The sequence below is a fragment of the Streptomyces sp. NPDC001544 genome, from assembly GCF_042894285.1.
Taxonomy (GTDB): domain Bacteria; phylum Actinomycetota; class Actinomycetes; order Streptomycetales; family Streptomycetaceae; genus Streptomyces.
This window is the reverse complement of record NZ_JBIAVN010000002.1, coordinates 20,802-44,565: the sequence shown is the minus strand read 5'-3', so window position 1 is coordinate 44,565 and position 23,764 is coordinate 20,802. Positions and strand designations below refer to the sequence as shown.

At 73.1% G+C, this 23,764-nt stretch carries 21 protein-coding genes; 18 read left to right on the top strand and 3 right to left on the bottom strand.

The window, feature by feature from the left end; all coding sequences use genetic code 11:
- Positions 1 to 4: 4 nt before the first annotated feature.
- The 5 genes from ACFY0F_RS05525 (at position 5) to ACFY0F_RS05505 (ending at position 7,365) form a co-directional block, all read left to right on the top strand.
- Complete coding sequence (locus ACFY0F_RS05525) at positions 5 to 1,951, top strand: diguanylate cyclase domain-containing protein (protein WP_388789351.1); 1,947 nt, start codon at positions 5 to 7, stop codon at positions 1,949 to 1,951.
- Between the two features lie 395 nt (positions 1,952 to 2,346).
- Positions 2,347 to 3,093 carry an IPT/TIG domain-containing protein gene (locus ACFY0F_RS05520; protein WP_388789348.1) on the top strand — a complete coding sequence of 249 codons (747 nt, stop codon included), beginning with the start codon at positions 2,347 to 2,349 and terminating at the stop codon, positions 3,091 to 3,093.
- A complete protein-coding gene (locus tag ACFY0F_RS05515) occupies positions 3,059 to 4,738 on the top strand; it encodes an IPT/TIG domain-containing protein (RefSeq protein ID WP_388789345.1) in 1,680 nt (559 codons plus the stop codon). Before ACFY0F_RS05520 ends, ACFY0F_RS05515 begins: the two co-directional genes overlap by 35 nt.
- A 448-nt stretch (positions 4,739 to 5,186) precedes the next feature.
- A complete protein-coding gene (locus tag ACFY0F_RS05510) occupies positions 5,187 to 6,269 on the top strand; it encodes a right-handed parallel beta-helix repeat-containing protein (RefSeq protein ID WP_388789343.1) in 1,083 nt (360 codons plus the stop codon).
- Between the two features lie 85 nt (positions 6,270 to 6,354).
- Entirely contained in the window at positions 6,355 to 7,365 is a 1,011-nt protein-coding gene (locus tag ACFY0F_RS05505) for a YihY/virulence factor BrkB family protein (RefSeq protein ID WP_388789340.1), read from the top strand.
- Between the two features lie 19 nt (positions 7,366 to 7,384).
- Here ACFY0F_RS05505 and ACFY0F_RS05500 read toward each other — a convergent pair whose 3' ends face one another.
- On the bottom strand, positions 7,385 to 8,836 hold the full coding sequence (locus ACFY0F_RS05500; protein WP_388789337.1) for a purine-cytosine permease family protein: 1,452 nt from the start codon (positions 8,834 to 8,836) through the stop codon (positions 7,385 to 7,387).
- A gap of 207 nt (positions 8,837 to 9,043) precedes the next feature.
- Here ACFY0F_RS05500 and ACFY0F_RS05495 point away from each other — a divergent pair, with 207 nt between their 5' ends.
- From ACFY0F_RS05495 to ACFY0F_RS05480, 4 genes are all read left to right on the top strand, one after another.
- Positions 9,044 to 9,739, top strand: a complete 696-nt coding sequence (locus tag ACFY0F_RS05495) for a hypothetical protein (protein WP_388789334.1) — start codon at positions 9,044 to 9,046, stop codon at positions 9,737 to 9,739.
- Positions 9,736 to 10,032, top strand: a complete 297-nt coding sequence (locus ACFY0F_RS05490; protein WP_388789331.1) for a BON domain-containing protein — start codon at positions 9,736 to 9,738, stop codon at positions 10,030 to 10,032. Before ACFY0F_RS05495 ends, ACFY0F_RS05490 begins: the two co-directional genes overlap by 4 nt.
- On the top strand, positions 10,029 to 10,772 hold the full coding sequence (locus tag ACFY0F_RS05485; protein WP_388789327.1) for a metallophosphoesterase: 744 nt from the start codon (positions 10,029 to 10,031) through the stop codon (positions 10,770 to 10,772). Before ACFY0F_RS05490 ends, ACFY0F_RS05485 begins: the two co-directional genes overlap by 4 nt.
- 132 nt (positions 10,773 to 10,904) lie before the next feature.
- Positions 10,905 to 11,432, top strand: a complete 528-nt coding sequence (locus ACFY0F_RS05480; RefSeq protein WP_388789324.1) for a hypothetical protein — start codon at positions 10,905 to 10,907, stop codon at positions 11,430 to 11,432.
- A 67-nt stretch (positions 11,433 to 11,499) separates the two neighbouring features.
- Here ACFY0F_RS05480 and ACFY0F_RS05475 read toward each other — a convergent pair whose 3' ends face one another.
- Positions 11,500 to 12,759, bottom strand: coding sequence for an MFS transporter (locus ACFY0F_RS05475; RefSeq protein WP_388791287.1), 1,260 nt, complete (start codon positions 12,757 to 12,759; stop codon positions 11,500 to 11,502).
- 445 nt (positions 12,760 to 13,204) lie between these two features.
- Positions 13,205 to 13,768, bottom strand: a complete 564-nt coding sequence (locus ACFY0F_RS05470; protein WP_388789321.1) for a hemerythrin domain-containing protein — start codon at positions 13,766 to 13,768, stop codon at positions 13,205 to 13,207.
- Positions 13,769 to 14,071: 303 nt separating this feature from the next.
- Between ACFY0F_RS05470 and ACFY0F_RS05465 the strand changes: the two genes are divergently transcribed.
- The 9 genes from ACFY0F_RS05465 to ACFY0F_RS05425 are packed head-to-tail and all read left to right on the top strand — an operon-like array spanning position 14,072 to position 23,762.
- Positions 14,072 to 15,067 carry an NAD-dependent epimerase/dehydratase family protein gene (locus ACFY0F_RS05465; RefSeq protein WP_388789318.1) on the top strand — a complete coding sequence of 332 codons (996 nt, stop codon included), beginning with the start codon at positions 14,072 to 14,074 and terminating at the stop codon, positions 15,065 to 15,067.
- Positions 15,068 to 15,120: 53 nt separating this feature from the next.
- Entirely contained in the window at positions 15,121 to 16,755 is a 1,635-nt protein-coding gene (locus tag ACFY0F_RS05460) for a carbamoyltransferase (RefSeq protein ID WP_388789316.1), read from the top strand.
- Positions 16,752 to 17,810 (top strand): glycosyltransferase family 2 protein, encoded by a 1,059-nt coding sequence (locus tag ACFY0F_RS05455; protein WP_388789313.1) that lies wholly within the window; start codon positions 16,752 to 16,754, stop codon positions 17,808 to 17,810. Before ACFY0F_RS05460 ends, ACFY0F_RS05455 begins: the two co-directional genes overlap by 4 nt.
- The gene (locus ACFY0F_RS05450; protein WP_388789310.1) at positions 17,807 to 18,433 is read left to right on the top strand and encodes a D-glycero-alpha-D-manno-heptose-1,7-bisphosphate 7-phosphatase; all 627 of its coding nucleotides are present in this window, start codon (positions 17,807 to 17,809) and stop codon (positions 18,431 to 18,433) included. The genes ACFY0F_RS05455 and ACFY0F_RS05450 overlap by 4 nt, the downstream gene beginning before the upstream one ends.
- A complete protein-coding gene (locus ACFY0F_RS05445) occupies positions 18,430 to 19,452 on the top strand; it encodes a glycosyltransferase family 9 protein (protein ID WP_388789306.1) in 1,023 nt (340 codons plus the stop codon). The genes ACFY0F_RS05450 and ACFY0F_RS05445 overlap by 4 nt, the downstream gene beginning before the upstream one ends.
- Positions 19,449 to 20,411 (top strand): glycosyltransferase, encoded by a 963-nt coding sequence (locus ACFY0F_RS05440; protein WP_388789303.1) that lies wholly within the window; start codon positions 19,449 to 19,451, stop codon positions 20,409 to 20,411. The genes ACFY0F_RS05445 and ACFY0F_RS05440 overlap by 4 nt, the downstream gene beginning before the upstream one ends.
- Complete coding sequence (locus ACFY0F_RS05435) at positions 20,408 to 21,658, top strand: glycosyltransferase (protein WP_388789300.1); 1,251 nt, start codon at positions 20,408 to 20,410, stop codon at positions 21,656 to 21,658. The genes ACFY0F_RS05440 and ACFY0F_RS05435 overlap by 4 nt, the downstream gene beginning before the upstream one ends.
- Positions 21,655 to 22,290 carry an SIS domain-containing protein gene (locus ACFY0F_RS05430; protein WP_388789297.1) on the top strand — a complete coding sequence of 212 codons (636 nt, stop codon included), beginning with the start codon at positions 21,655 to 21,657 and terminating at the stop codon, positions 22,288 to 22,290. The genes ACFY0F_RS05435 and ACFY0F_RS05430 overlap by 4 nt, the downstream gene beginning before the upstream one ends.
- Positions 22,287 to 23,762, top strand: coding sequence for a PfkB family carbohydrate kinase (locus tag ACFY0F_RS05425; RefSeq protein ID WP_388789294.1), 1,476 nt, complete (start codon positions 22,287 to 22,289; stop codon positions 23,760 to 23,762). The genes ACFY0F_RS05430 and ACFY0F_RS05425 overlap by 4 nt, the downstream gene beginning before the upstream one ends.
- Positions 23,763 to 23,764 lie beyond the last annotated feature (2 nt).

Here is a 23,764-nt window from a genome sequence, read left to right as displayed (position 1 = left end):
CGAGTTGTCGCGGGCATTTTCCGGCCTGCCGCTCGACGGTCTGGTCTGGGGGGTGGCGTTGATGCGGCGGTGGGTGCGGCGAGGCGGGTCCGTTCCGGGTGCGGGCGCCGTGCTCGCCGCCGCCCTGGCGGCCGGGGTCGTGGCAGGCGTGTCCCTGCCGGCCGGCGTGGGAGTGCCCGCCGCCTACGCGCTGGCCGCCCTCTCGCTCTTCGTGCGGGCCCGCACCACCTCGGGCAGGGTGCGCCTGCGCCTGTTGCTGTTCGTCGCCGCGGTGGCGGCCGGCGGTCTTCACCACCTTCTCGCGCAACGGCTCCCCGCGGCCGGGCTGCCTTCCGCCGGGTTGCTCCAGACCGTGGTGCAGCTTCTCGCGGCCGCCGGGATCGTCGGCTGTCTGGGGCTGAGCGTCGCCGGCCTGCTGGTGGCGGCCGCGGACAGCGGCACGGTCACGACATGGCTCCGGCGCGTTCTGGACGGATGGATGATCGCGGGCTCGCTGATCACGCTGGGCTGGGTGCTCCTGCAGCACCGCTCGGCCGAAGGCGGGGGTGTGCCCCGGTCCGTGCCGTGGCTCGCGCGCGTGGTGACGGACATCGTCGTCCTGGGGCTCCTGGTGGCCGTGCGGTACGGCCGGCACCCCCGGGAGCGGACGGCAGGCACCCTGTCCGCCGTGGCCCTCGTCCTCCTCTTCCTGAGCGACGCCGTGCGCGTCCTGCCGGCCCCCGCCGAGGCCACCTGGTGCGGTGTCCCCCTCGTGGGCAGCTGCGCGATGACCGGTCTGTTCCTCGTCGCCGCCGTGCCCTGGCTGCCCGGTGGCGCCGATGTGATGGGCGTCGACCAGCGGATGATGCCCGTCGTCGGGGTGGTGGCCTCCTTCGTCCCGGTGGCCGTCTGCGCGCTGGCCCTCGCGGCCCACACACTGACCGGCGGCCGCGTGGACGCCGGCATGATGGTGCTGGCCGGTTCCGTGCTCGTCGCGCTCGGTGTCCGGCAGGCCGTCGTGCACGCCGACCACCTGCGGGCCACCTCCGACGCCGCGGCCCAGGGCGAGCGTTACCGGACGCTGGTCGACGGCTCGCTCGACGTGATCACGATCGCGGACCTGGACTGCCGTGTCCGCTATGCCAGTCCCGCCGCGCTCACCGTCTTCGGCTACCGGCCCGAGGACCTGGTGGGGGCCCCGCTGCCCCTGTACTGCCACCCCCAGGACCTGCCCCCGCTGCGGCAGGCCATCGAAAACCTGCTGCGCGAAGCCCGCTCCGGCATCCGCGGGCCGGTCCGCTATGTCTCCTGCCGGGTGCTGGCCGCGGACGGGCAGTGGCGTCACGTCGAGTCGACGATCGGCCACCACCCCGAGGGCATGATCTTCAGCAGCCGTGACGTGACCGAGCGGACCAGACGCCAGGAGCAACTGGAACGTCTCGCCTACCATGACACGTTGACCGGCCTGGCCAACCGCGGGCTGTTCGCCGACCGGGTCGCGCACGCCTTGCGGAAGCGAAGCGTCGGCACGCGTCCGCCGGCGGTGCTCTTCCTCGACCTGGACGGCTTCAAGTCGGTGAACGACTCCCTCGGCCACGCGGCGGGCGACGCTCTCCTCGTCCACGCCGCCCGGCGGTTGCGGACTTCGGTGCGGGACGCGGACACCGTCGCGCGTCTCGGCGGCGACGAGTTCGCCGTTCTGCTGGAGGCGGAGGCGGGTACATGCCCCCCGCCTGCCATGGAGGTGGCCGAGCGCATTCTGTCCGCCCTGACCGTGCCCTACCGCATCGGCGGCACGAGTGTGGCGGTCTCGGCCTCCATCGGCATCGCGGTGGCCACCGCGGGAATGACGCCCGAGGAGCTCCTGCACCATGCCGACCAAGCCATGTACGCGGCGAAAGCCGCGGGGAAGTGCGGAATTCGCGTTCATCTTGCTTTGCAGGAACAAAGCCAGGAAGTCGGACTTCCGTAGCCCTCGCCGGGGTGCGGCCGTACGGTCGCCAACTACTCCGTTCGGGTGATGCGATTGCGGGCCCCTTGTCGCTCGAATGGCGCTGTGCGTCACTGTGAGTGTGAACCGGCGGGCTGCCCATCCCCGTACCGGGGGAACGTTGAGACGGGCAGCGCTTGCCGGTTTTCTCTGTGCCCAGGGGGAGGCGACGCAGGCTGCTGCGACTTCCGCCGTGTGAGCGGGGGACGTCCCTTCGCTCGCCCTGGGTCCGGCACCACCGACAGCGCCCGTGGGGATCGGGACGAGGGCGAGGCATGCCATGTGACGGCGGCTCGATCCCGGGCGGCGCGACCTCGGTGACCGGGTGTCCCTCGCCGGTTCCTCGCATGTCCCCATCAAGCAGCGAGGAGCGCGTCATGCCTATCACCCCCAACCAGGGTTCCACCGGCGGTGGGACGCTCGTGACCATCACCGGCACGAACCTGGCCAACACCAGCTCGGTGAAGTTCGGCACCAAGCCGGCCACCAACGTCACCCAGGTGTCGCCGACCCAGGTCACCGCCGTGTCGCCCTCGGGAACCGGCACGGTCGGCGTCACCGTCACCACCCCGGGCGGGACCAGCAACCCGGTGCCGTTCTTCTACGTCGGCGCCCCGTTCAAGTCGTCCCTGGGCACCACCTCCGGGCCGCTGGCCGGCGGTAACAGCATCACCCTCAGCGGCACCGGCCTGTCGACGGCCACCAGCGTGTCCTTCGGCGGGGTGACCGCCACCCCGACCGTGGTCAACGACAACCAGCTCACCGTCACCGTGCCGGCCGGTGCGGCGGCCGGGCCGGTCGGCGTCAGCGTGACCACCGCCGGCGGCACGAACAACGGGCTGACCTACACCTACGTCGACGTCCCGACCATCGCGACCGTCACCCCGACCTCCGGTCCGACCTCGGGCGGGACTGCGGTGACGATCACCGGAACCCACCTCGACACCACCGATTCCGTCACCTTCGGCGGTACTCCGGCCCCGTTCTCGGTGATCAACACCACCACGCTGTCGGCGGTCACCCCGCCCGGCGCGGCGGGCGCGACCGACGTGACGGTGACCAACCCGGCCGGATCCGACACCGCGACCGGTGCGTTCACCTACGTCGCCGGGCCCGGCATCTGATCCACCCGGCGGCCTTCGCGCAGCGGAGGCGACGAAACCCCCGTCCGGGCGGCGGCCCCCCACCGCCCGGACGGGCCCGACCCGCGTACACGGACGTGTCCGTACTGAAGGAGTTACAGCGATGGCTGCCCCTGTGGTCTCATCGGTCAGTCCCACTCAGGGGCCGGCCTCCGGCGGTACCACCGTCACCGTGACCGGTAGCGGCTTCACCGGCGCCACAGCCGTCCGGTTCGGCGCCGCCTCCGCGACCTCTTTCACCGTCGTCAGCAGCACCCAGATCACGGCGGTCAGCCCACCCGGCAACGGACCGGTGAACGTCACCGTGACCACCAGCCAGGGGACCAGCAGTCAGTCGGTCCTCTTCACCTACGTGACCGTATCGGCCCCCACACTGACGAGCCTGGCACCGACTCAGGGGCCCGTCGGCACGTCGGTCACGTTGACGGGGACGAACCTGACCGGGGCCACGGCGGTGCGTTTCGACGGGGTGGCCGCGTCGTCGTTCACGGTGGACTCGGCGACGCAGATCACCGCGGTGGCCCCGGCCCATGCGGCGGGCGCGTCGGCGGTGACGGTCACGACGGCCGGCGGCACCAGCAATGCGCTGACCTTCACGTATCTCCCGGCGCCCGCACTGTCCTCTCTGACACCCACTCAGGGCCCCGTCCTCGGGGGTACGTCGGTGACGCTGACGGGGACGAACCTGACCGGGGCCACGGCGGTGCGTTTCGACGGGGTGGCCGCGTCGTCGTTCACGGTGGACTCGGCGACGCAGATCACCGCGATCGCCCCCGCCCACGCGGCCGGCGCCTCCGCGGTGACCGTCACCACGGCCGGCGGCACCAGCAATTCCCTGACCTTCACCTATCTCGCGGCACCCGCGATCACCGGTGTGTCTCCCACGCAGGGGCCGACCTCGGGGGGTACGTCGGTGACGCTGACGGGGACGAACCTGACCGGGGCCACGGCGGTGCGTTTCGACGGGGTGGCCGCGTCGTCGTTCACGGTGGACTCGGCGACGCAGATCACCGCGATCGCCCCCGCCCACGCGGCCGGCGCCGCGGCGGTGACCGTCACGACCCCGGGCGGCACCAGCAGCCCCGACAATCCCCAGGCCTACTTCTTCTACGCCGCCGCGCCCTCGCTGACCGCCGTCGCACCGCCCTCCGGGGCCACGGCGGGCGGCACCACCGTGACCCTGACCGGCACCGGCCTGCTCGGCGCGACGGCGGTGCGCTTCGACACACTGGCGGCGACGTCGTTCACCGTGAACTCGGCCACCCAGATCACCGCGGTGACTCCCGCCCACGCGGCGGGCACCGCGGCGGTGACCGTCACGACCCCGGGCGGCACCAGCAACCCCGTCGCCTACGTGTATCTCGCGGCTCCCGCGCTGGCCTCCCTCGTCCCCGACAAGGGACCCACCCAGGCCGGCACCGTCGTGACCGTGACCGGCACCAATCTCACCGACACCACGGGCGTCCAGTTCGGCTCGACCCCGGTGCCGTTCACGGTGGTGTCACCCACCCAGCTCACCGCCGCCGCCCCCGCGGGAACGGCCGGGCCGGTCACCGTCACGGTCACCACCCCGGCCGGCACCAGCAACAGCCTCACCTACACCCGGATCGCGGCCCCGGGCATCTGAGGGAAGTGGTGAAACCGCGACAGCCGGTGCCGCGAACGGCACCGGCTGCACGGATCCAACTTCCCACCAGGGGTGCCCATCGCGGTATGCCGGCACGATCACACGTGCTCTTCCGGAAAAGCAGCGAGTGGTCCGACTGCCGCATCCCCCGGCGAGAATGGGCGGCCCACCGGTTGGATCCATTCCAGTAATCCATTCCGGCGAAGACCCCGGCAAGTGCCTCGTGACTATGTCACACGAACGGCCCAGCGCACTGTTCACGCCCTCCTTTCCTGGAGGGAACCATTTCCAAAAGAAAACGACCCACGATGCCGTCCCCTCACCCATCCGGATCCCACTGGATGCAGACCACCCACGGTCACGATCAAGTTGGACTGTCGAGGCGGCAGTTCCCCCACTCGGTCGGTTCTGGAGACCGCCGTCCAGCAGACGAACAGAGGGAGTACCGGTGCTGACCGTGAAGAAGACCCGCGCCCTGACCCTGGCCGCCCTGCTGAGCACATCCGGTGTGGGCATCGCCGCGTCGGCCGCCGCCGAGAACCTGGCGACCCCCCGGGCAGTGGTGCCGTGCGGCGACGTCGACGAGCTGATCAGACAGATCAACAACGCCAACACCATCGGCGCCGGGTCCATCACGCTCTCGGCCGGCTGTACGTACAAGATCACCACTCCGGCGGTGGCCGGTGGCCCCTACGGAGCCGACGGACTTCCCGTCATCACCGCGAACGTCACCATCAGCGGCGACTCCGCCACCATCACCCGCACGGCGACCACCGCCTTCCGCATCGCCGAGGTGGCTCCCCAGGGCGCTCTCGCCCTCAACGGGATCACCGTGTCGGGCGGCAGCGCCACAGCCGATCCCGGCACCGTCGGCGGCGGCATCCTGACCCGAGGACGTCTCACCCTGGGCAACAGCCGGGTCACCGGCAACACCGCCGCGGTCACGGGCGGCGGCATCGAGGTGGCTCCCGGTGGCAGCGCGGACCTGTCCGGCGGCGTCGTCACGCTGAACACCGCCTCCGACGGCGGCGGCATCCACGTCGACAACTCCGGCCGGCTGACCGTCAACAGCGCGTCCGTCAACGGCAACACCGCGACCTTCACCGGCGGAGGACTGGCCAACAACGGGACGACGACCCTCAACACCACGACCGTCCACGGCAACCGGACCGACACCTTCGAGGGCGGCGGCATCTACACAGCGACCGGACCCCTGACCGTCAACGGCGGGACGGTCGACGGGAACACGGCCGCCTCCTACGGGGGAGGCATCGCCAACTTCGGCAGCGCCGTGCTCCTCCAGGGCGCGTCGCTGGACCGCAACAGCGCCGCACTCGACGGCGGCGGCCTGTACAACCAGGCCGGCGGCGCCCGGCTGGTCGCCGGTGAGGTCACCGGCAACGGGGCCGGCGGCCATGGCGGCGGAATCTTCCGGGCCGGCGGCTCGGTCGCCGTCACGGGCACCGCGGTCACCGGCAACACGCCCGACAACTGCAACCCGGCGGGCAGCATCCCCGGCTGCCCCCAGTGACACCCGACTCGCTCTGCCGCCACGCCAATTGACTGTTCGCGAACGCGAAAAGATTCGACGGTGCCGGACGGGTTACCTGGGGGACATGGCACGGAAAACGGAATCCGATCAGCCGGACGAACCCGCGCAGCTGTCGAAACGGTCGTGGTGGGCGGCGCTGAAAGGCACGGTGAAGGAGTTCCAGGACGACGATCTCACCGACCGCGCCGCGGCGCTCACCTACTACGGCGTGCTGTCGATGTTCCCGGCCCTGCTGGTACTGGTCTCCCTGCTGGGCGTCGCCGGTGAGTCGGCGACCCAGGAGGTGCTGGACAACATCCAGCAACTGGCCCCGGGCTCGGCCCGGGACATCATCGGCAACGCGGTGCAGGAGTTGCGCGGCCGGGGCGGCATCGGCTCCGTCATGGCCCTCGTGGGCATCCTGCTGGCGGTGTGGGCGGCCTCCGGCTACATCGCGGCGTTCATCCGCTCGGCCAACGCGGTGTACGACATCCCCGAGGGCCGGCCCGTGTGGAAGATCCTGCCCGTCCGGGTGGGTGTGACGGTGCTGCTGCTGGTGCTGGCGGTGATCAGCGCGCTGATCGTGGTCTTCACCGGCGGGGTCGCCCGACAGGCCGGTGCGGCCCTCGGGTTCGGCGATGCGGCCCTGACGGTGTGGTCGATCGTGAAGTGGCCCGTGCTGGTCGTCCTGGTCACGATGATGATCGCGCTGCTGTACTGGGCGACACCCAACGTCAAGGGCCGCGGTTTCCGGTGGGTCACGCCGGGCAGCGTGCTGGCGCTGGTGATCTGGCTGGCCTCTTCGGCGGGTTTCGCCTTCTACGTGTCGAACTTCGCCTCCTACAACAAGACCTACGGCACACTCGCCGGCGTGATCGTCTTCCTGGTGTGGTTGTGGATCAGCAACATCGCCATCCTGCTCGGCTTGGAGTTCGACGCGGAACTGGCCCGTCGCCGCGCTGTCGCCGGTGGCCTCCCGGAGGACGCGGAACCCTATCTGCCGCCCCGTGACACCCAGACGTGGAGCGAGGAGGAGCAGCGCCGCGCGGAACAGATGGAACAGGAGGCGGAGGAGGAGCGGCGGCAGTCCTCCTGAGCGGCCCCGGGTCAGCCGCTCAGGGTTCGCGGTGTTCGTGCGCCGCGCGCTCCAGCGTCTCGGCCTCGGCCTGGGCGAGCCGGGTCTCCGCCTCGACGTCGATCGACCGGGTCAGCAGCCAGTAGAGCACCGCGGACACCGGCAGGCCCACGAAGAGGGAGATGTCGCCACCGTCGAGCGCCTTGGCGACCGGGCCGACGTACAGGGTGCCCACGGAGAAGAACGGCACCATCGCGGCGAACCCCACCAGGTAGGCGATGATGCCGTGCCAGCCCCAGCGCCCGTAGATGCCGTGCGGGTTGAAGATCTCGGCGACCGCGTAGTGCCCCCGGCGCACCACGTAGTAGTCCATCAGGTTCACCGCGGTCCACGGGATGAACAGGTAGAGGACCAGCAACAGGAAGTTCTCGAAGTTGCTCAGGAAGTTGGACGTCGCGGCCAGCGCGCCGATCACGGACAGGGCCGCGGTGAGCCCGATGGTCACCAGCCGGACGGTCAGGGTCGGCGTCACCCGCCGGAAGGAGTCGATGGCGCTGATGAGGGTGAGCGACCCGCCGTACATGTTCAGCGCGGTGACGGACACCAGACCGAGCGTCGCGAAGAGCAGCACGATCGCGCCGAACCCGTCGAACACCTTGTCGCCGGCCGCGTTGATCGACGGGATCGTGTCGAAGCCCTTGCCGGCCCAGGCGGCCAGCAGCGCCCCGAGGACCATCAGCCAGATACCGCCGAGCGCGGAGCCGAAGTACGTCCAGTAGAAGGTCTTGCGGACGGTGACGTCCGGCGGGAGGTAGCGCGAGTAGTCCGAGACGTAGATCGCCCAGCTGATCTGGTAGCCGGCGACCACGCCGAACTGGGCGAGGAACGGCGTCCACGCGAAGTGGCCGAGGTCGAACGAGCCCGGCGGGTAGTGCAGGGTGACCAGGACGCCCACCGTGAAGACGCCGAACACCACGAGGAAGGTGTACGTCAGGACGCGTTCGGCCTTGTGGATGATGTCGTAGCCCACCAGCGCGATGACGAAGGCGACGGCGGTCACCACGATCACCCACAGCTTGACGCCCCCGTGCAGCGTGCTGTGCAGGGACTCTCCGGCGAGGATGGTGTTGAAGACGTTGAACCCCGCGTACTGCACATAGGCGAAGATCCAGACCAGCAGGGCGCCGACGTAGCCGAACTGGGGCCGCGACTGGATCATCTGGGGGAGCCCGAGCTGTGGTCCCTGGGCCGAGTGGAAGGCCATGAAGAAGGTGCCGATGACAGTGCCGGCCACGATCGCGATGAGCGACCAGATCAGGTTGCCGCCCGCGGTGATGCTGACCAGTCCCACCGCCAGCGTCGCGATCTGCGCGTTGGACATGAACCACAGGGGGCCCAGGTGCCACAGCTTGCCGTGCCGTTCGTCCAGTGGGACGTAGTCGATCGACCGGATCTCCAGGCCCGTCACCCCGGGAGCGGATGTGGTCGTCATGGTGCCTCCCGAGTGCTCTTCCGCCCCTGTGGCCATGGTCTTCCCCCGTCCGCGGAAGTGCCAGCCAGCGGACGGTCAAGTCGTCGTCCCGGAGCCGGTGCGTCGCGCGTGTCGACCCCGAGGGGCCGGGTACTAGGAGAGCCCGGCCGACGCCCGGGGCCGGACGGGGCTGTCCGGGGCAGGGCCGACGGGGAGATGGGAGTGGTCATGACGCAGAACGGGGAGGACGTGACGCTCGCCCGGCGACGGGCGGAACTCCACTTGGCGGCGGACGACCCCGGGGGGACCGCGGTGCCCGGTGAGCCGGTCCCGCACCCGCAGGCGCGGGAGCTGCCCCAGGACCGCAGCCAGGCGATCCTCGAGGCGGCCAAACGGGTGGGAGCGGTCCTCAAGCGGAAGGGACACGCCTTCGCGCTGGCCGGGAGCGTGGCCGTGTACGCGCACGGCGGCAGCCGGCATCTGCAGCACGACGCCGACTTCTGCATCCTGCCCGAGGACGCCGAGGCGGTCGCGCAGACACTGCGCGAGGCCGGGCTGGGGGTCCGGATGCCGCCCGAGGACTGGCTGCTGAAGGCCACCTGCTTCGAGCAGGACGTCGACATCATCTTCGAGCTGGCACGCCGGCCCGTCACCCCGGACCTGCTGGAACGGGCGCAGTATCTGCCGGTCGACTCCGTGCACATGCCCGTCCTGGCGCCGACCGACCTCATGCGCAGCCTCATCACCGCCTTCTCCGAGCACCACTGCGACTTCGGGTCCGTGCTGCCCGTCGCCCGGGCGCTGCGCGAGAAGGTCGACTGGGAGGAGGTACGGAAGTCCTGCGGGGACGAGCCGATGCCCGCGGCCTTCCTCTTCCTCCTCGAACGCCTGCACGTCATCGAACCGCAAGAGGAGCAGCCATGACCGACCAAGGCGCCGTCCACGCGCCTGGTGCTCCGGTGGCCGAACACGCCGAACATCTGGACTACCGCGTCGCCCACCTCGCCGAACGCCTGGCCGCGGGGCCACTCGGCGAGCTGGGGGTGCGCGCCGAGATCCGGGGCGAGGCCGTCCTGCTGACCGGCACGGTGCCGTCCGCGCAGTGCCGCGACGACATCCTCCGCCAGGCCCGTGAGGCACTTCAGGGACATCCGGTCCACTCGGACATCTGCGTCGCGGGGACCTCCTCGCCCGGTGAGGCGGAGGAACTCGCATGATCCGGGTCGCGGCCGTGGGGGACATCCACATGGGGGCCGAGAGCCAGGGAGTGCTCCGGCCCTCGTTCGAAACACTGCCCGAGTGCGCCGACGTACTGCTGCTGGCCGGGGACCTCACCCGGCACGGCACGCCCGAGGAGGCCCAGGTCGTGGCCCGGGAGATCAAGGACCTCGGGGTCCCGGTGGTCGCCGTGCTGGGCAACCACGACCACCACGACGACCGGCCCGACGAGGTCACCGCCATCCTCCGGGACGCGGGCGCGCATGTGCTCGAAGGGCAGGCGGTCGTCGTGACCGGCGACGACGGGCCCCGGATCGGTGTGGCCGGCACCAAGGGGTTCGGCGGCGGGTTCGTCGGCCGCTGCGCCGGGGAGTTCGGCGAGCCGATCATGAAGGAGTTCGTCCGGTACTCCCGGCGGTGCGCCGACGCGCTGCGCGACTCACTGGAGGAGCTGGACGAGTGGGGGTGCGACGTGCGGATCGCGCTGACGCACTTTTCACCCGTGTCGGACACCCTCGCCGGGGAGCCGCTGGAGATCTATCCCTTCCTCGGCAGCTACCTGCTGGCCGAGGCCATCGACACGGCGGGCGCCGACCTCGCGGTGCACGGGCACGCACACGCGGGCACCGAGCACGGGATGACCGGTGCGGGCGTCAAGGTGCGCAACGTGGCCCAGCCGGTCATCGGACGGGCCTTCCACGTCTACCACCTGCCGGAACGGGCGGCGTCCCCGGACTGACGCCTCGAGTCGTACCGGAGTGTGGCCGACGACACGTCATCGGTTTGGGCCTGGCCGGGCTACGGTTCTACCGAGTTCTCCTCCTCGTCTTCCTTCCTCGGAAGACCCGGTACCAGCTCGGACGGCCCCGTAGTGCTCACAGACCTCTCCCCGCTGATAGCGGCGACCGCCCAATGGCTGACGCGTGCCTACCCGCCCAGTGGCGGGGCACTGGCCCGCGCCCTGTGCGAGGTGCAGGCGCGGCAGGCCGTCACCGTCGCCGCCTGGCTGCGGTACCCGACCGCGATGGACGCCGCCCTGGTCGGCATGGCGGGCCCCGGCGGCTCCGCCGCGCTGGACTGGGTCTCCGACGCCACCGTCGGCGAGGACGACCAGCCGGAGACATGGGCCTGGCGCACCTGGGTGGACGAGGTCGTCGCCAGCTGGGCGGCCGGACTGCTCAGCGACCCCGAGCTGGCCGCCCTGGCGGTGGCCGCGCTCGCCGACGGTGAGCACACCACCGGTACGCCGGTCGAGTTCCGGCGTCTGACCGACCCGGACGAGGCGGACCGCCGGGCCGCGGCCCTCCTGCGCCACCCCGACCTTCTGGCGCCCGTCGCCGAACTCCACCACGCCCAGCTCCTGGACCGTCTCGACCCGGGCCGGGCACTGGCGGCCTGAGAGCCCCGAACAGTCCGCGGTCCCTCAGGCCCCCCGGGAGCGCCTGCCGCCCGCCCGGGGCCGCCTGTCAGGCCGCCGTGTCCAGTGCCGCCTGCCCCGTGACGTCGCCTTCCCGGGCCGGCAGGGTGACCGGGGCCGGGGTGCGGCGGACGCGCAGGAGGAGGGCGGTGGCGACGGGGGCCGCGATGAGCAGGCCGCCCGTGACGAAGGCGCCCCGGGCACCGGCGTACTCCATGAGGAGGCCCAGGGCCGGCGGACCGCCGAGACTCCACACCGTGCCGATGCTGCTCCACACGCCGAGGACACGGCCGCGCAGACGGGCCGGCGGGTCGGTCTGCAGGACGGCCGTGCCCGCGGTGTCGGAGACGGACTCGACCACGGCCATGGGGAGGACCAGCACCAGCAGCACGGCCAGTGACGGGGACAGCCCGGCCGCCACCTGCAGCAGGGCGCCGGAGGCGGCCAGGGTGCCCACCAGCCGGACGGAGGGGCGGCGCATCCGCGCGCCGAGGACCGCGCCGAGGATGCCGCCGACCGCGAGGACGGTCGACACCGTGCCGAACGCGCCCGCGCCCCCGGCGAGCGGACCGGTGACGAGCACGGCCAGCGTCAGCCCGTAGTTGCGGCCGAAGACCGAGCTGAGCCCGGTGACGGCGGCGAGCGCGACCAGCCGGGGCCGGCGCGCGAAGTACCGCAGGCCCTCCCGCACGGTCATGTCGCCGGCGGACTCGGCGGGGCGGGTGGCGGTGTCCGTGCCGGGCGTGGGACGGGCCGCCGCGGCCCGCGCGGGACGCAGGAACGGCACGACCGAGGCCACGAACAGGAACGACAGCCCGTTGGCCGCGTACGCGGCGGCCGTGCCGAGGAAGCCGACCGTCAGCCCCGCGAGGCCGGTGCCGACCAGCCGGCCCGCGCTGTGCACCAGCGCGCCCACGCCGATCGCGGAGGGCAGGTCCTCGGCCGGCACCAGGTCGTTGCCCAGCAGGGCGCACGCCGGCGCGTCGACGGTGGCGATGATGCCGGTCACCGCGGACAGCACCAGCAGGGAGGTCATGTCGAGCAGGTCCAGCGCCACCAGCAGCGCCGTCACGAAGGCGACCGCGCCCAGCAGCGCCTGGCTCACGGCGACCGTGAGCTTGCGCGGCCAGCGGTCGACGGCGGCGCCGCCCAGCAGGCTCATGAACAGGGCGGGAGCGGCCTGCACGGACATCGACAGACCGGTCGCCGCCGCGGAGCCGGTGATCTGCAGCACGAGCAGGTTCTGCACCGTCAGCTGCATCCACGTACCGGTGTTGGACACGAAGTTGGCGGCCGACCACCAGCGCATACCGCGGTGCCGCAGCGACCGCCACGGGGAGCGCGAGGGCTTCCGGGGCGGTACGGGCACGGTTTTCGGCGCAGGAGAGGGCAGGGCGGGGGCGGTAGGCACGGTGCGGTTCTCGGCAGACGTCAGTCAGGGGGGACCGGCGGAAACCAAGGACGCCGGCTGCACTGCACGGCCGCTCCACCGAGTCGGTCACGGCGCCGACCATGGTGGCAGAAGGGACGGCCGAGTCGATGACACCGACCGCCGGGGGAGGCCCCGCACAAAAACCAACTACGAGCGGACCCCCAGCACTTGGCAGGCCGAGTGGGTTTGCTCACAGGTGGGCAGCTGGGTTCAAGGGCTGAAGCCGACTGCGGACCGCACAGCCGCCGAGAGCGCAGCGAAAAGCCCGCCGCCACAGCGACGGGCCCGTTTCGGCATCTGCCGGGAGTCCGGCCGGAAGACCTCAGTCCATCTTGCCGCGCCCCGACAGCGCATCCCGCAGCCGGTCCACCAGTCCGGCGCCCGGCGCCAGCATCTTGTTGGCCGGTGGCTTGTCCGGGGCGGTCGGGTGGGGCCGTGTCGGTGCCGTCTTCTTCGCCTGGCGGACCTTGTCCCCCAGCTCGTTCAACGCGTCCGCGGGGCACGCCGCCCGCAGCCTCGGGAAGAGGTTCTCCTCCTCGTCCGTCACGTGCTCGCGGATCTCGCTCATCAGCGAGGTGATCAGCCGGTCGAAGTCCGGGTGGTCGGCGTCGCGGCTTTCGAGGTCCTTCATGATCTGCTCGGCCTTGGCGTGGTCCTCGAGTTCCTTGTCCGCCAAGGGGCCGCCGCCGTCCACGTGCTCGCGCACGGCCGGGTACAGATAGGCCTCCTCGGCCACCGAGTGCCGCACCAGCTCCATCGTGGCCTGGTCGGCGTACACCTTGCGCTTCTTGTCACCGGAAGGCAGCGCCTCGATCTTGCCGAAGAGCTCCTCGACCTCGCGGTGATCGGTCACCAGCTCGTCGATGACGTTTCCACCGTGTCCCATGTCCTTCACCTCCAGCCCCCGAGTGCCCGGCCGCGGACGACTCACACGAATCGCGCGTACAGCCCGGATTTCGCACAATAGACATCAACGTGTGAAAACAACTGAGACGGGAACCCCGTGTCAGTGCCGTCGAGACCACGGCGGCCACTGGAGTCGCACAGCACTCCCACTGCCCCCACGACCGGTTCTTTCACTCCCCCCACATCCTGTTTTTCCCGCGCCGGGCGGGTTCGCGCCCGGCTGCCGGGGTCCCCTGCGCCCGATCGCGCCCACGGGGCCCGTGACGCGGACGAAGGACCTTCCATGACCGATGCGACGACGCGCGTCCCCTGGGGACGGGCCGTGGTCACCGGCGGTGCCGGTTTCCTCGGCAGCCATCTGTGCGAGCACCTGCTGAATGCGGGTGTCGAAGTCGACTGCGTCGACAACCTGCTGTCCGGATCGCCCGACAACGTCGCCCACCTCGACGGCCGCCCCGGCTTCCGTTACGTCGAGGACGACGTCTGCGCGCCCGGCGTGCTGCGGCGCCTGCCGGGACCGTACGACCTGGTCCTGCACTTCGCCTGCTGCGCCTCACCCGCCGACTACCTCCGGCTGCCCCTGGAGACGCTGGACGCCGGCAGCCTGGGCACCCGCAACATGCTGGCCCTCGCCGAGCGCGACGGGGCACGTTTCCTGCTCGCCTCGACCTCCGAGGTGTACGGCGACCCGCTCGTGCACCCGCAGCGCGAGGACTACTGGGGCAACGTCAACCCGGTCGGCCCGCGCAGCGTCTACGACGAGTCAAAGCGCTTCGCGGAGGCGCTGGTCACCGCCCATGTGCGCACCAAGGACGCCGACGCGGGGATCGTCCGCCTGTTCAACACCTACGGGCCCCGGATGCGCGCCCACGACGGCCGCGCCGTGCCCACCTTCGTCTGCCAGGCCCTGGCCGGCGAATCGCTGACGGTGGCCGGTGACGGCAGCCAGACCCGCTCCCTGTGCTACGTCGACGACACCGTCGAGGGCATCCTGCTGGTCGCGGCGAGCCGCTCGGTACGGCCCGTCAACATCGGCGGCAGTGACGAGGTCCCCGTCCGGGACATCGCCCGGCGCATCGTGGAGCTGACCGGCTCCTCCTCCCGCATCGAATACGTCGAGCGCCCCGTCGACGACCCGCAGCGCCGGCGCCCGGACACCACACTCGCCCGCGAACTGCTCGGCTGGGCGCCCCGCGTGCCCTGGGAGGAGGGCATCAAGCAGACCATCGCCCACTTCGCCGCGGTGCCGCCGGGCCGTGAACCGGCCCCGCAGCCGTAGAGAGGTCACCCGCACCCGCGGGGAGCCGACCACCACCCCGCCACGGAGGCAGCATGCGCGTCCTGGGAATCAACGCCCTCTTCCACGACCCCGCCGCGGCCCTGGTCGTGGACGGCCGGATCGTGGCAGCCGCGGAGGAGGAGCGCTTCAGCCGGCGCAAGCACGGCAAGCGGCCCGTTCCCTTCTCCGCCTGGGAACTGCCCGAACTCTCCGCCCGATGGTGCCTGGACCAGGCCGGGCTGACCCCCTCCGACCTCGACGCCGTCGCCTACTCCTACGACCCGGAACTCGCACGTCCGGCCGAGCAATTGGGCCTGCACGACCCCTGGGACCACCTGCGCCAGGAATACGCCCGCCGGGCACCGGAGTTCCTCGCCGAGGCGCTGCCCGGCCTGGACCCGGACAAGGTGCGGTTCGTCGCCCACCACGTCGCCCACGCCGCCTCGGCCGGCCAGGCCTCCCCGTACCCGGACTGCGCCGTGCTGGTGCTGGACGGCCGCGGCGAATGCGGCTCGCACCTCGCCGGACGCTACGTCAACCGCGAACTGACCGTGCTGGGCTCGCAGTCGCTGCCCGACTCCATGGGCCTGTTCTACGAGGACCTCACCCAGCACCTCGGATTCCTGCGCAGCAGCGACGAGTTCAAGGTGATGGCCCTCGCCTCCTACGGCAAGCCGCGCTTCCTCGACCAACTGCGCCCCCACGTCGGCCTCGACGGGCAGGGCGGCTTCCGGGCACGGACGGTGCCCTGGGCGTCGCTGGTCCCGCCGCGCCCGGCGGGCGCCCCCTGGTCGCAGGACCACGCCGACCTGGCGGCCAGCGCCCAGGCCTGTCTGGAAGAGGTCCTGCTCGGCCTCGTGCGGTGGCTGCACGAGCGCACCGGCGAGGACGTGCTGACGCTGGCCGGCGGTGTGGCGCTCAACTGCGTGGCCAACACCCGGATGCACCGCGAAGGCCCCTTCGAACGGATCTGGGTGCAGCCCGCCGCCGGGGACGCGGGCACCGCGCTCGGCGCCGCACTGCACCTCGCCCACCAGAAGGAGACGGTGGAGGCGATGCCGACCGCCGCCCTCGGCCGCGGCTGGAGCGACGACGAACTGCGCGCCTGGCTGGAACGGGCGGCCGTCCCCTACGAGGAACCCGACGACATCGCCGAGACCGTCGCCGAGGAACTCGCCCGGGACGGCGTCGTGGCCTGGTTCCAGGGCCGCAGCGAGTACGGCCCCCGCGCCCTCGGCCACCGCTCGCTGCTCGCCCACCCCGGACGCGCCGAGAACCTGGACCGCCTGAACGCCGTGAAGGGCCGCGAGGAGTTCCGGCCCGTCGCCCCGATGGTGCTGACCGAACGGGCCGGTGAACTGTTCGACGGGCCGCTGCCCAGCCCGTACATGCTGTTCGTGCACGACGTCGCCGAGGCGTGGCGGGAGCGGATCCCGGCCGTCGTCCACGTGGACGGCACGGCCCGCATCCAGACCGTGGACCGCGCGGACGAACCGCTGGTGGCCCGGATGATCGACGGGTTCGAACGCCGGACCGGGCTGCCCGTGGTGGTGAACACCAGCCTCAACACGGCGGGCCGGCCCATGGTCGACGACCCGCGCGACGCCCTGGAGTGCTTCGGCTCCGCACCCGTGGACCTGCTCGCGCTCGGCCCGTTCGCGATCCGGCGGAAGAAGGTGTTCGCATGACGCATGCTCGTACGACGGGCGCCCCCGCCTACAGCGTCGTCATCCCGACGATCGGGCGGGACTGCCTCGCCGACTGCCTGCGCGCGCTGGCCGCGGCCACGACCGGCCACCCGCCCGAGGAGGTCGTGGTCGTGGACGACCGCCCCGAACCGGCCGGGCCGCTGCCCGTGCAGACGGCCGGGGTCCTGCTCGACCGGGTCCGCACGCTGCGCAGCGGCGGCCGCGGCCCGGCAGCCGCCCGCAACACCGGCTGGCGCACGCTCACCACGCCCTGGACCGTCTTCCTCGACGACGACGTGCAGGTGCTGCCCGACTGGTCCGACCGCCTCGCGGAGGACCTGGCCCAGGCGTCCGCCGACACGGGCGGCACCCAGGGCCGCCTGAGCGTGCCGCTGCCCGAGGACCGCCGCCCGACCGACTGGGAACGCGGCACCGCCGGGCTGGCGGACGCCGCCTGGGCCACCGCCGACATGGCCTACCGCACGTCGGCGCTGATCCACGTCCACGGCTTCGACGAACGTTTCCGCCGCGCCTTCCGGGAGGACGCCGACCTGGCCCTGCGGGTGCTCGACGCGGGGTGGTCGCTGCACCGCGGACGGCGCGTCACCCGCCACCCGGTGCGTGACGCCGACCAGTGGGCGTCGGTACGGGCCCAGCGCGGCAACGCCGACGACGCGCTGATGCAGTACCTCCACGGCCCCGGCTGGTGGGACCGGGCCCGAGCCCCCCGCGGCAGGCTGCCCCGGCACGCCGCCGTCACCGCCCTCGCGTTCGCGGCACCCGTGCTCGCCCTGACCGGTCGCCGCCGCGCCGCCTCGGCCGCCGCGGTCCTGTGGGCGCTGGGCACCACCGAGTTCGCCCTGGCCCGTATCCTGCCCGGCCCCCGGACCGCGGCGGAGGTCACCACCATGGCCGCGACCAGCGTGGCCATCCCTCCGCTGGCGGTCAGGCACTGGCTCACCGGCCTGGTACGCCACCGCGGGGCCGCGCCGCTGAGCGCCGAACCGCTGGGGGCCGCGCCGCCGGCGGCCGCACCGCTTCGGAGTCCGACATGAGCGCGGCGACCGCACCCCAGTGCGCCGGCGCCTGGACCGTGGGGCCCGCGGCCGTGGAGGACCCCGTACACCCCCGGCCGCCCCACCGCACCGCCGTGGCCGCCGTCCTCTTCGACCGCGACGGCACCCTGGTGGAGGACGTGCCCTACAACGGCGACCCCGACCTGGTGCGGCTGCTGCCCGGCGCCGAGGAATCCGTGGCACTGCTGCGGGCGGCCGGCATTCCCACCGGCGTGGTGAGCAATCAGTCCGGCATCGGGCGCGGGCTGCTCACCGACGCCGACGTCCGCCGCGTCAACGACCGGGTGGACGCCCTGCTCGGCGGGCTCGGCACCTGGGTGTACTGCCCGCACCCGCCCGAGGCCGGCTGCGCCTGCCGCAAGCCCCGCCCGGGCCTGGTCCTCGAAGCCGCCCGCCGCCTGGGCGTGGACCCGCGAAGCTGCGTGGTGATCGGCGACATAGGGGCCGACGTCCTGGCCGCGCGGGCCGCGGGCGCCCGGGCCGTGCTGGTGCCCAACGCCGTGACCCGGCCCGAAGAGATCGCCTCGGCACCCGAGACCGCCGGCGACCTGCTCACGGCCGTACGGCGGATCCTCACCGAAGAGCGAGGGGACCGCCCGTGAAAGCCCTGGTCGTACGCCTCGACAGCTTCGGTGACGTGCTGCTCGCCGGCCCCGCGGTACGCGCGGTCGCCGCGCACGCCTCGCACGTCACGATGCTGTGCGGGCCGCGTGGCGAGCCCGCCGCCCGGCTGCTCCCCGGCGTGGACGACGTGATCGTGTGGGAGGCGCCCTGGGAGGGCTTCGACCCGCCCGCCGTGCCCGAGGCGGACGTCGACGGCCTCGTCGGACGGCTGAGGCAGGCGGCCTTCGACACCGCGCTCGTACTGACCTCCTTCCACCAGAGCCCGCTGCCCACGACCCTGCTGCTGAGGCTGGCCGGGGTCGGCCGGATCGGCGCCGACAGCGTCGACCACCCCGGCCGCCTCCTCGACGTACGCCACCGTCGGCTGCCCGGCCGGCACGAGGCGGAGGCCGCGCTCGACACCGCCGCCGCGATGGGCTTCCCGCTCCGCCCGGGGGACGACGGCCGGCTGCGCGTCGTGCCCCCGCCGGACACCGTCGCCCTCACCGGCGACGGCCCGTACGTCGTCGTCCACCCCGGCGCCAGCGCGCCCGCCCGCGCCTGGAGCCCGGGGCGCTGCGCCGAGGCCGTCGCCCTGCTCACCGACGCCGGTCACCGGGTCGTCGTCACCGGAGGTCCCGGCGAGCTCGACCTCACCCGGCGGGTCAGCGGCGACACCGGGGTGGACCTCGGCGGCCGAACCGACCCGCGCACCCTGGCCGGCGTGCTGCGCATGGCCGACGCCGTGGTGTGCGGCAACACCGGGCCCGCCCATCTGGCGGCGGCCGTCGGGACGCCGGTGGTGTCCCTGTTCGCGCCGGTGGTCCCGGCCGAGCGGTGGGCACCGTACGGCGTGCCGTGCGTGCTCCTCGGCGACCAGCGGGCGCCGTGCGCCGACAGCAGGGCACGGCACTGTCCCGTTCCAGGCCACCCGTGCCTGGAGGAGGTCACGGCCGAGGACGTGGTGAGCGCGGTGCAGAAGCTGATCAAGGAGCGCATGACCGAGGAGAGCCCATGAACGTCCTTGTCTGGCATGTGCACGGCTCGTGGCTGACCTCGTTCGTGCAGGGGCCGTACACCTTCCTCGTGCCGGTGCTGCCCGACCGGGGCCCGGACGGCCTCGGCCGGGCCCGCACCTGGCAGTGGCCCGCGTCCGTGCGGGAGCTCAGTCCCGCCGGACTGCGGGACGCCGACATCGACCTGATGGTGCTCCAGCGGCCCCACGAGCTCGAGCTGGCCCACGAGTGGACGGGCCGCCGCCCCGGCCTCGACGTGCCCGCCGTGTACGTCGAGCACAACGCCCCGCACGGGACGGCCGACGGCACCCGCCACCCGCTCGCCGACCGCACCGACATCCCCGTCGTGCACGTCACCCACTTCAACCGCCTGATGTGGGACAACGGCCGGGCCCCGACCGAGGTGATCGAGCACGGCATCATCGACCCGGGCCACCTGTGGACGGGTGAGGAACCCAGCGCCGCGGTCGTCGTCAACGAGCCGGTGCGCCGGGGCCGCACCACCGGCACCGACCTGCTGCCGCTCTTCGCCCACTGGGCCCCGCTGGACGTCTTCGGCATGCGCACGGAGGGCCTCGCGGCCCACCTCGGTGTCCCGCCCGGCCGCTGCCGCAGCCGGGACCTGCCCCAGGGCGAACTGCACCCGGCGATGGCCCGGTGCCGCCTCTACATCCACCCGATCCGCTGGACCTCGCTCGGCCTGTCCCTGCTGGAGGCGATGTTCCTCGGCATGCCGGTGGTCGCCCTGGACACCACCGAGGTGCGTGCGGCGGTCCCCGAGGGAGCGGGGGTGGTCTCCAACCGCTTCGACGTGCTCGAGGACGCGGTCCGGGGATTCCTCGCCGATCCCGCACACGCCCGGTCGGCGGGGGAGGCCGCCAGGGCCGCGGCACAGGCCCGCTACGGAGAGCGGCGTTTCCGGGACGACTGGGAGCGCCTGATCAAGGAGGTCACCCGATGAGCCAGAGCCACCCCTCGGCCGGCCGCGTCGCCATGGTGTCCGAGCACGCCAGCCCGCTGGCCGAGCTCGGCGGACCGGACGCGGGCGGCCAGAACGTGTACGTGGCCCAGGTCGCCCGGCAGCTCGCCCGCCGCGGCCACGAGGTCGTGGTGTACACGCGCCGGGACGACCCCCGGCTGCCGGACCGGGTCACCACACCGGACGGCGTGAAGGTGGCGCACGTACCCGCCGGCCCGGCTGCCCCGATCCCCAAGGACGAACTCCTGCCCTACATGCCTCAGTTCGGCGCCTGGCTGGCCCGGGAGTGGTCCGCGGAGCCGCCCGACGTGGTGCACGCCCACTTCTGGATGTCCGGCACGGCCGCCCTGGCCGGCGCACGCGACCTGGGCATCCCCGTGGTGCAGACCTACCACGCCCTGGGCACCGTGAAGAAGCGCTACCAGGGACCCGCCGACACCAGCCCGGCCGACCGGATCGCGATCGAGACCGCCGTGGGCCGCGAGGCCAGTGCGATCATCGCCACCTGCCGGGACGAGGTGGCCGAACTGGAGGCCATGGGCCTGCCCCGCGGGAACATCTCGATCGTGCCCTGCGGCGTGGACCCCGACGAGTTCTCCCCGGTCCGCGGAGCCGAACGCGACCGGTCCGCGCCCCGGCGGCTGCTGACCGTCGGCCGGCTCGTCCCCCGCAAGGGCTTCGACCGCGCCATCCGCGCCCTCGCCGACGTACCCGACGCCGAACTCCTCGTCGCCGGCGGCCCCGAACAGGCCCTGCTCGCCGCCGAACCGGAGGCCGAGCGGCTCCGGGCGATCGCCGAGGAGTACGGCGTCGCGGACCGGGTGACCTTGCTGGGCGGGGTGAGTCGCGAGGCGATGCCGCGGCTGATGTCCAGCGCGGACCTCGTGCTCTCGCTGCCCCGCTACGAGCCGTTCGGCATCGTCCCCGTCGAGGCGATGTCCTGCCGGGCCCCCGTGGTCGCCACCGCCGTCGGCGGCCAGCTCGACACCGTCGTCGACGGCCGCACCGGGGTCCTGGTCCCCGCCGGCGACGACTCGCCGGACGCGGACCACGCCGTCGGCGCGACCGTCCGCTGTCTGCTCGACGACCCGGACCTGCTCGCCCGCCACGGCGACCGGGGACGGCGGCGGGTCCTCGACCGCTACACCTGGGACCGCGTGGCCGACGGCGTGGCCCGGGTCTACAGCGCCGTCTCCTCCGTCCCCTCGCTCTCAGGAGTCGTCCGATGAAACTCGTCACCGACGTCACGCACTGCGACGACCTGATGAAGGCCCTCGAGGGATTCCGCGAGGACGCCCCGCTCATCCAGCGCTGGGGCACCGCGCTCGCCGGACGCCTCGGCGGCGGTGCCCGGCTGCTGGTCGCGGGCAACGGCGGCAGCGCGGCCCAGGCCCAGCACCTGACCGCCGAACTGGTCGGCCGCTACCGCGACGACCGGCCCGCGTTCTCCGCGCTCGCCCTGCACGCCGACACCTCCTCCACCACCGCCATCGCCAACGACTACGGCGTCAGTGAGATCTTCGCCCGGCAGGTCGCCGCCCACGGCCGCGAAGGCGACCTGCTGATGCTGCTGTCCACCAGCGGCGCAAGCGCCAACCTGCTGGTCGCGGCGGAGGAGGCACACCGGCTCGGCATGACCGTCTGGGCCCTGACCGGCCCCGCGCCCAACCCGCTGCAGGCCGCAGCCGACGAGGCCCTGTGCGTGGCAGCCGCGACCGGCGCCACCGTCCAGGAGCTGCACCTGGTGGCCGTACACATGGTCTGCGAGGCCTTCGACCAGGCCGTCGCCCGGCGGGAGCGGGAACAGCGTGCCACGGGCCACGAACGGCGGCGGTGGGCGGCGGGGGAGGGCGCCGTATGACCGCCCGTACGACAGCCGCCCCGGCGCCGCTGCTCGTCGTCGGGGACGCGCTGCTCGACCACGACCTGACCGGCCGGGCCGAACGCCTCGCCCCCGACGCGCCCGTGCCGGTCGTCGACGGGGTCCGGCGCCACACCCGCCCGGGCGGCGCCGCCCTCGCCGCGTGGCTGGCCGCCGCCGACGGCCGGGAGGTCACCCTGGTCACCGCGCTGGGCGACGACCCGGCCAGCAACGACCTGCGCGAGCTGCTGGCGGGCCGGGTCCGCCTGGTCGAACTGCCCCTGGACGGCGCCCTGTCCAGCAAGACCCGCGTCCTGGCCGAGGGCAGGCCCCTGCTGCGCCTGGACGACGGCGACGGGCGGGCCGGCGACGCCACCCACGAGGCCCGCCGGGCGATCGCCGAAGCCGGTGCCGTCCTCGTCGCCGACTACGGCCGCGGCACCGCGGACGCCCTGCGCGAGCCACTCACCCGTGCGGCGGCGCACGTACCCGTCGTCTGGGACCCGCACCCGCGCGGTGAACACCCGGTGCCCGGCGTCCGCGTGGCGACCCCGTCGGCGACCGAGGCCCGCGCCTTCGCGAGCCGTCTCGGCGGCGCGGAGGAGCAGGAGCACGACAGCGAGCTGCGCACCGCCGCCCGGGACGCCGACACCCTGGTCCACGCCTGGCGCGCGGCCGCCGTCACCGTCACCCTGGGCGGCCGGGGCGCGCTGCTGTCGCACGGCGGGACCCCGCTGATGGTGCCCTCCCCGGTCACCGCCGAGGGCGACGCCTGCGGGGCCGGGGACCGGTTCGCCGCGACGGCCGCCGGGCTCCTGGCGGACGGCGAACTCACCGAGAACGCCGTCCGCGGGGCCGTGCACGCCGCCACCCGCTACGTCGCCGAAGGCGGCGTCCGCTCCCTCGGCACCCTCGACACCGACACCGGCGCCGACGCCGACGACGAGCGCCGCCCGGCCGCGCCGGACGGGCCGGCCGAGGACGCCCTGCGCACCGCCGCCCGGGTCCGCGCGGCCGGCGGCACCGTCGTCGCCGCGGGCGGCTGCTTCGACCTGCTGCACGCCGGCCACGTCGCCCTGCTCCAGGCCGCCCGCCGCACCGGTGACTGCCTGATCGTGTGCGTCAACTCCGACGCGTCCGTGCGCCGCCGCAAGGGCGACGGCCGCCCGCTCGTGCCCCAGGCCGACCGGATCCGGGTGCTGCGCGCCCTGGAGTGCGTCGACGCGGTCGCCGTGTTCGACGAGGACACCCCCGAACGCCTGCTCGGCGAACTGCGCCCGCACATCTGGGCCAAGGGCGGCGACTACGCCCTGGCCGAACTGCCGGAGGCCTCCCTGGTGGCCAGCTGGGACGGGCAGGTCGTCCTCTTCCCCTACCTGGACGGCCGCTCCACCACCGGCATCGCCGAACGCGCCGCCCTCGGCCCGCGACCCGAGCACCTCGCCCGGACCGGCCCCCGCGGACGGAGGTGACG

What these genes read in the sequence shown, in the direction of transcription:
- ACFY0F_RS05520 (WP_388789348.1), top strand. Translation starts at nt 2,347, where the DNA reads ATGCCTATCACCCCCAACCAGGGTTCCACCGGCGGTGGGACGCTCGTG.
- ACFY0F_RS05505 (WP_388789340.1), top strand. Translation starts at nt 6,355, where the DNA reads ATGGCACGGAAAACGGAATCCGATCAGCCGGACGAACCCGCGCAGCTG.
- ACFY0F_RS05500 (WP_388789337.1), bottom strand. Translation starts at nt 8,836, where the DNA reads ATGACGACCACATCCGCTCCCGGGGTGACGGGCCTGGAGATCCGGTCG.
- ACFY0F_RS05495 (WP_388789334.1), top strand. Translation starts at nt 9,044, where the DNA reads ATGACGCAGAACGGGGAGGACGTGACGCTCGCCCGGCGACGGGCGGAA.
- ACFY0F_RS05490 (WP_388789331.1), top strand. Translation starts at nt 9,736, where the DNA reads ATGACCGACCAAGGCGCCGTCCACGCGCCTGGTGCTCCGGTGGCCGAA.
- ACFY0F_RS05485 (WP_388789327.1), top strand. Translation starts at nt 10,029, where the DNA reads ATGATCCGGGTCGCGGCCGTGGGGGACATCCACATGGGGGCCGAGAGC.
- ACFY0F_RS05475 (WP_388791287.1), bottom strand. Translation starts at nt 12,759, where the DNA reads ATGCGCTGGTGGTCGGCCGCCAACTTCGTGTCCAACACCGGTACGTGG.
- ACFY0F_RS05470 (WP_388789321.1), bottom strand. Translation starts at nt 13,768, where the DNA reads ATGGGACACGGTGGAAACGTCATCGACGAGCTGGTGACCGATCACCGC.
- ACFY0F_RS05465 (WP_388789318.1), top strand. Translation starts at nt 14,072, where the DNA reads ATGACCGATGCGACGACGCGCGTCCCCTGGGGACGGGCCGTGGTCACC.
- ACFY0F_RS05460 (WP_388789316.1), top strand. Translation starts at nt 15,121, where the DNA reads ATGCGCGTCCTGGGAATCAACGCCCTCTTCCACGACCCCGCCGCGGCC.
- ACFY0F_RS05455 (WP_388789313.1), top strand. Translation starts at nt 16,752, where the DNA reads ATGACGCATGCTCGTACGACGGGCGCCCCCGCCTACAGCGTCGTCATC.
- ACFY0F_RS05450 (WP_388789310.1), top strand. Translation starts at nt 17,807, where the DNA reads ATGAGCGCGGCGACCGCACCCCAGTGCGCCGGCGCCTGGACCGTGGGG.
- ACFY0F_RS05440 (WP_388789303.1), top strand. Translation starts at nt 19,449, where the DNA reads ATGAACGTCCTTGTCTGGCATGTGCACGGCTCGTGGCTGACCTCGTTC.
- ACFY0F_RS05435 (WP_388789300.1), top strand. Translation starts at nt 20,408, where the DNA reads ATGAGCCAGAGCCACCCCTCGGCCGGCCGCGTCGCCATGGTGTCCGAG.
- ACFY0F_RS05430 (WP_388789297.1), top strand. Translation starts at nt 21,655, where the DNA reads ATGAAACTCGTCACCGACGTCACGCACTGCGACGACCTGATGAAGGCC.
- ACFY0F_RS05425 (WP_388789294.1), top strand. Translation starts at nt 22,287, where the DNA reads ATGACCGCCCGTACGACAGCCGCCCCGGCGCCGCTGCTCGTCGTCGGG.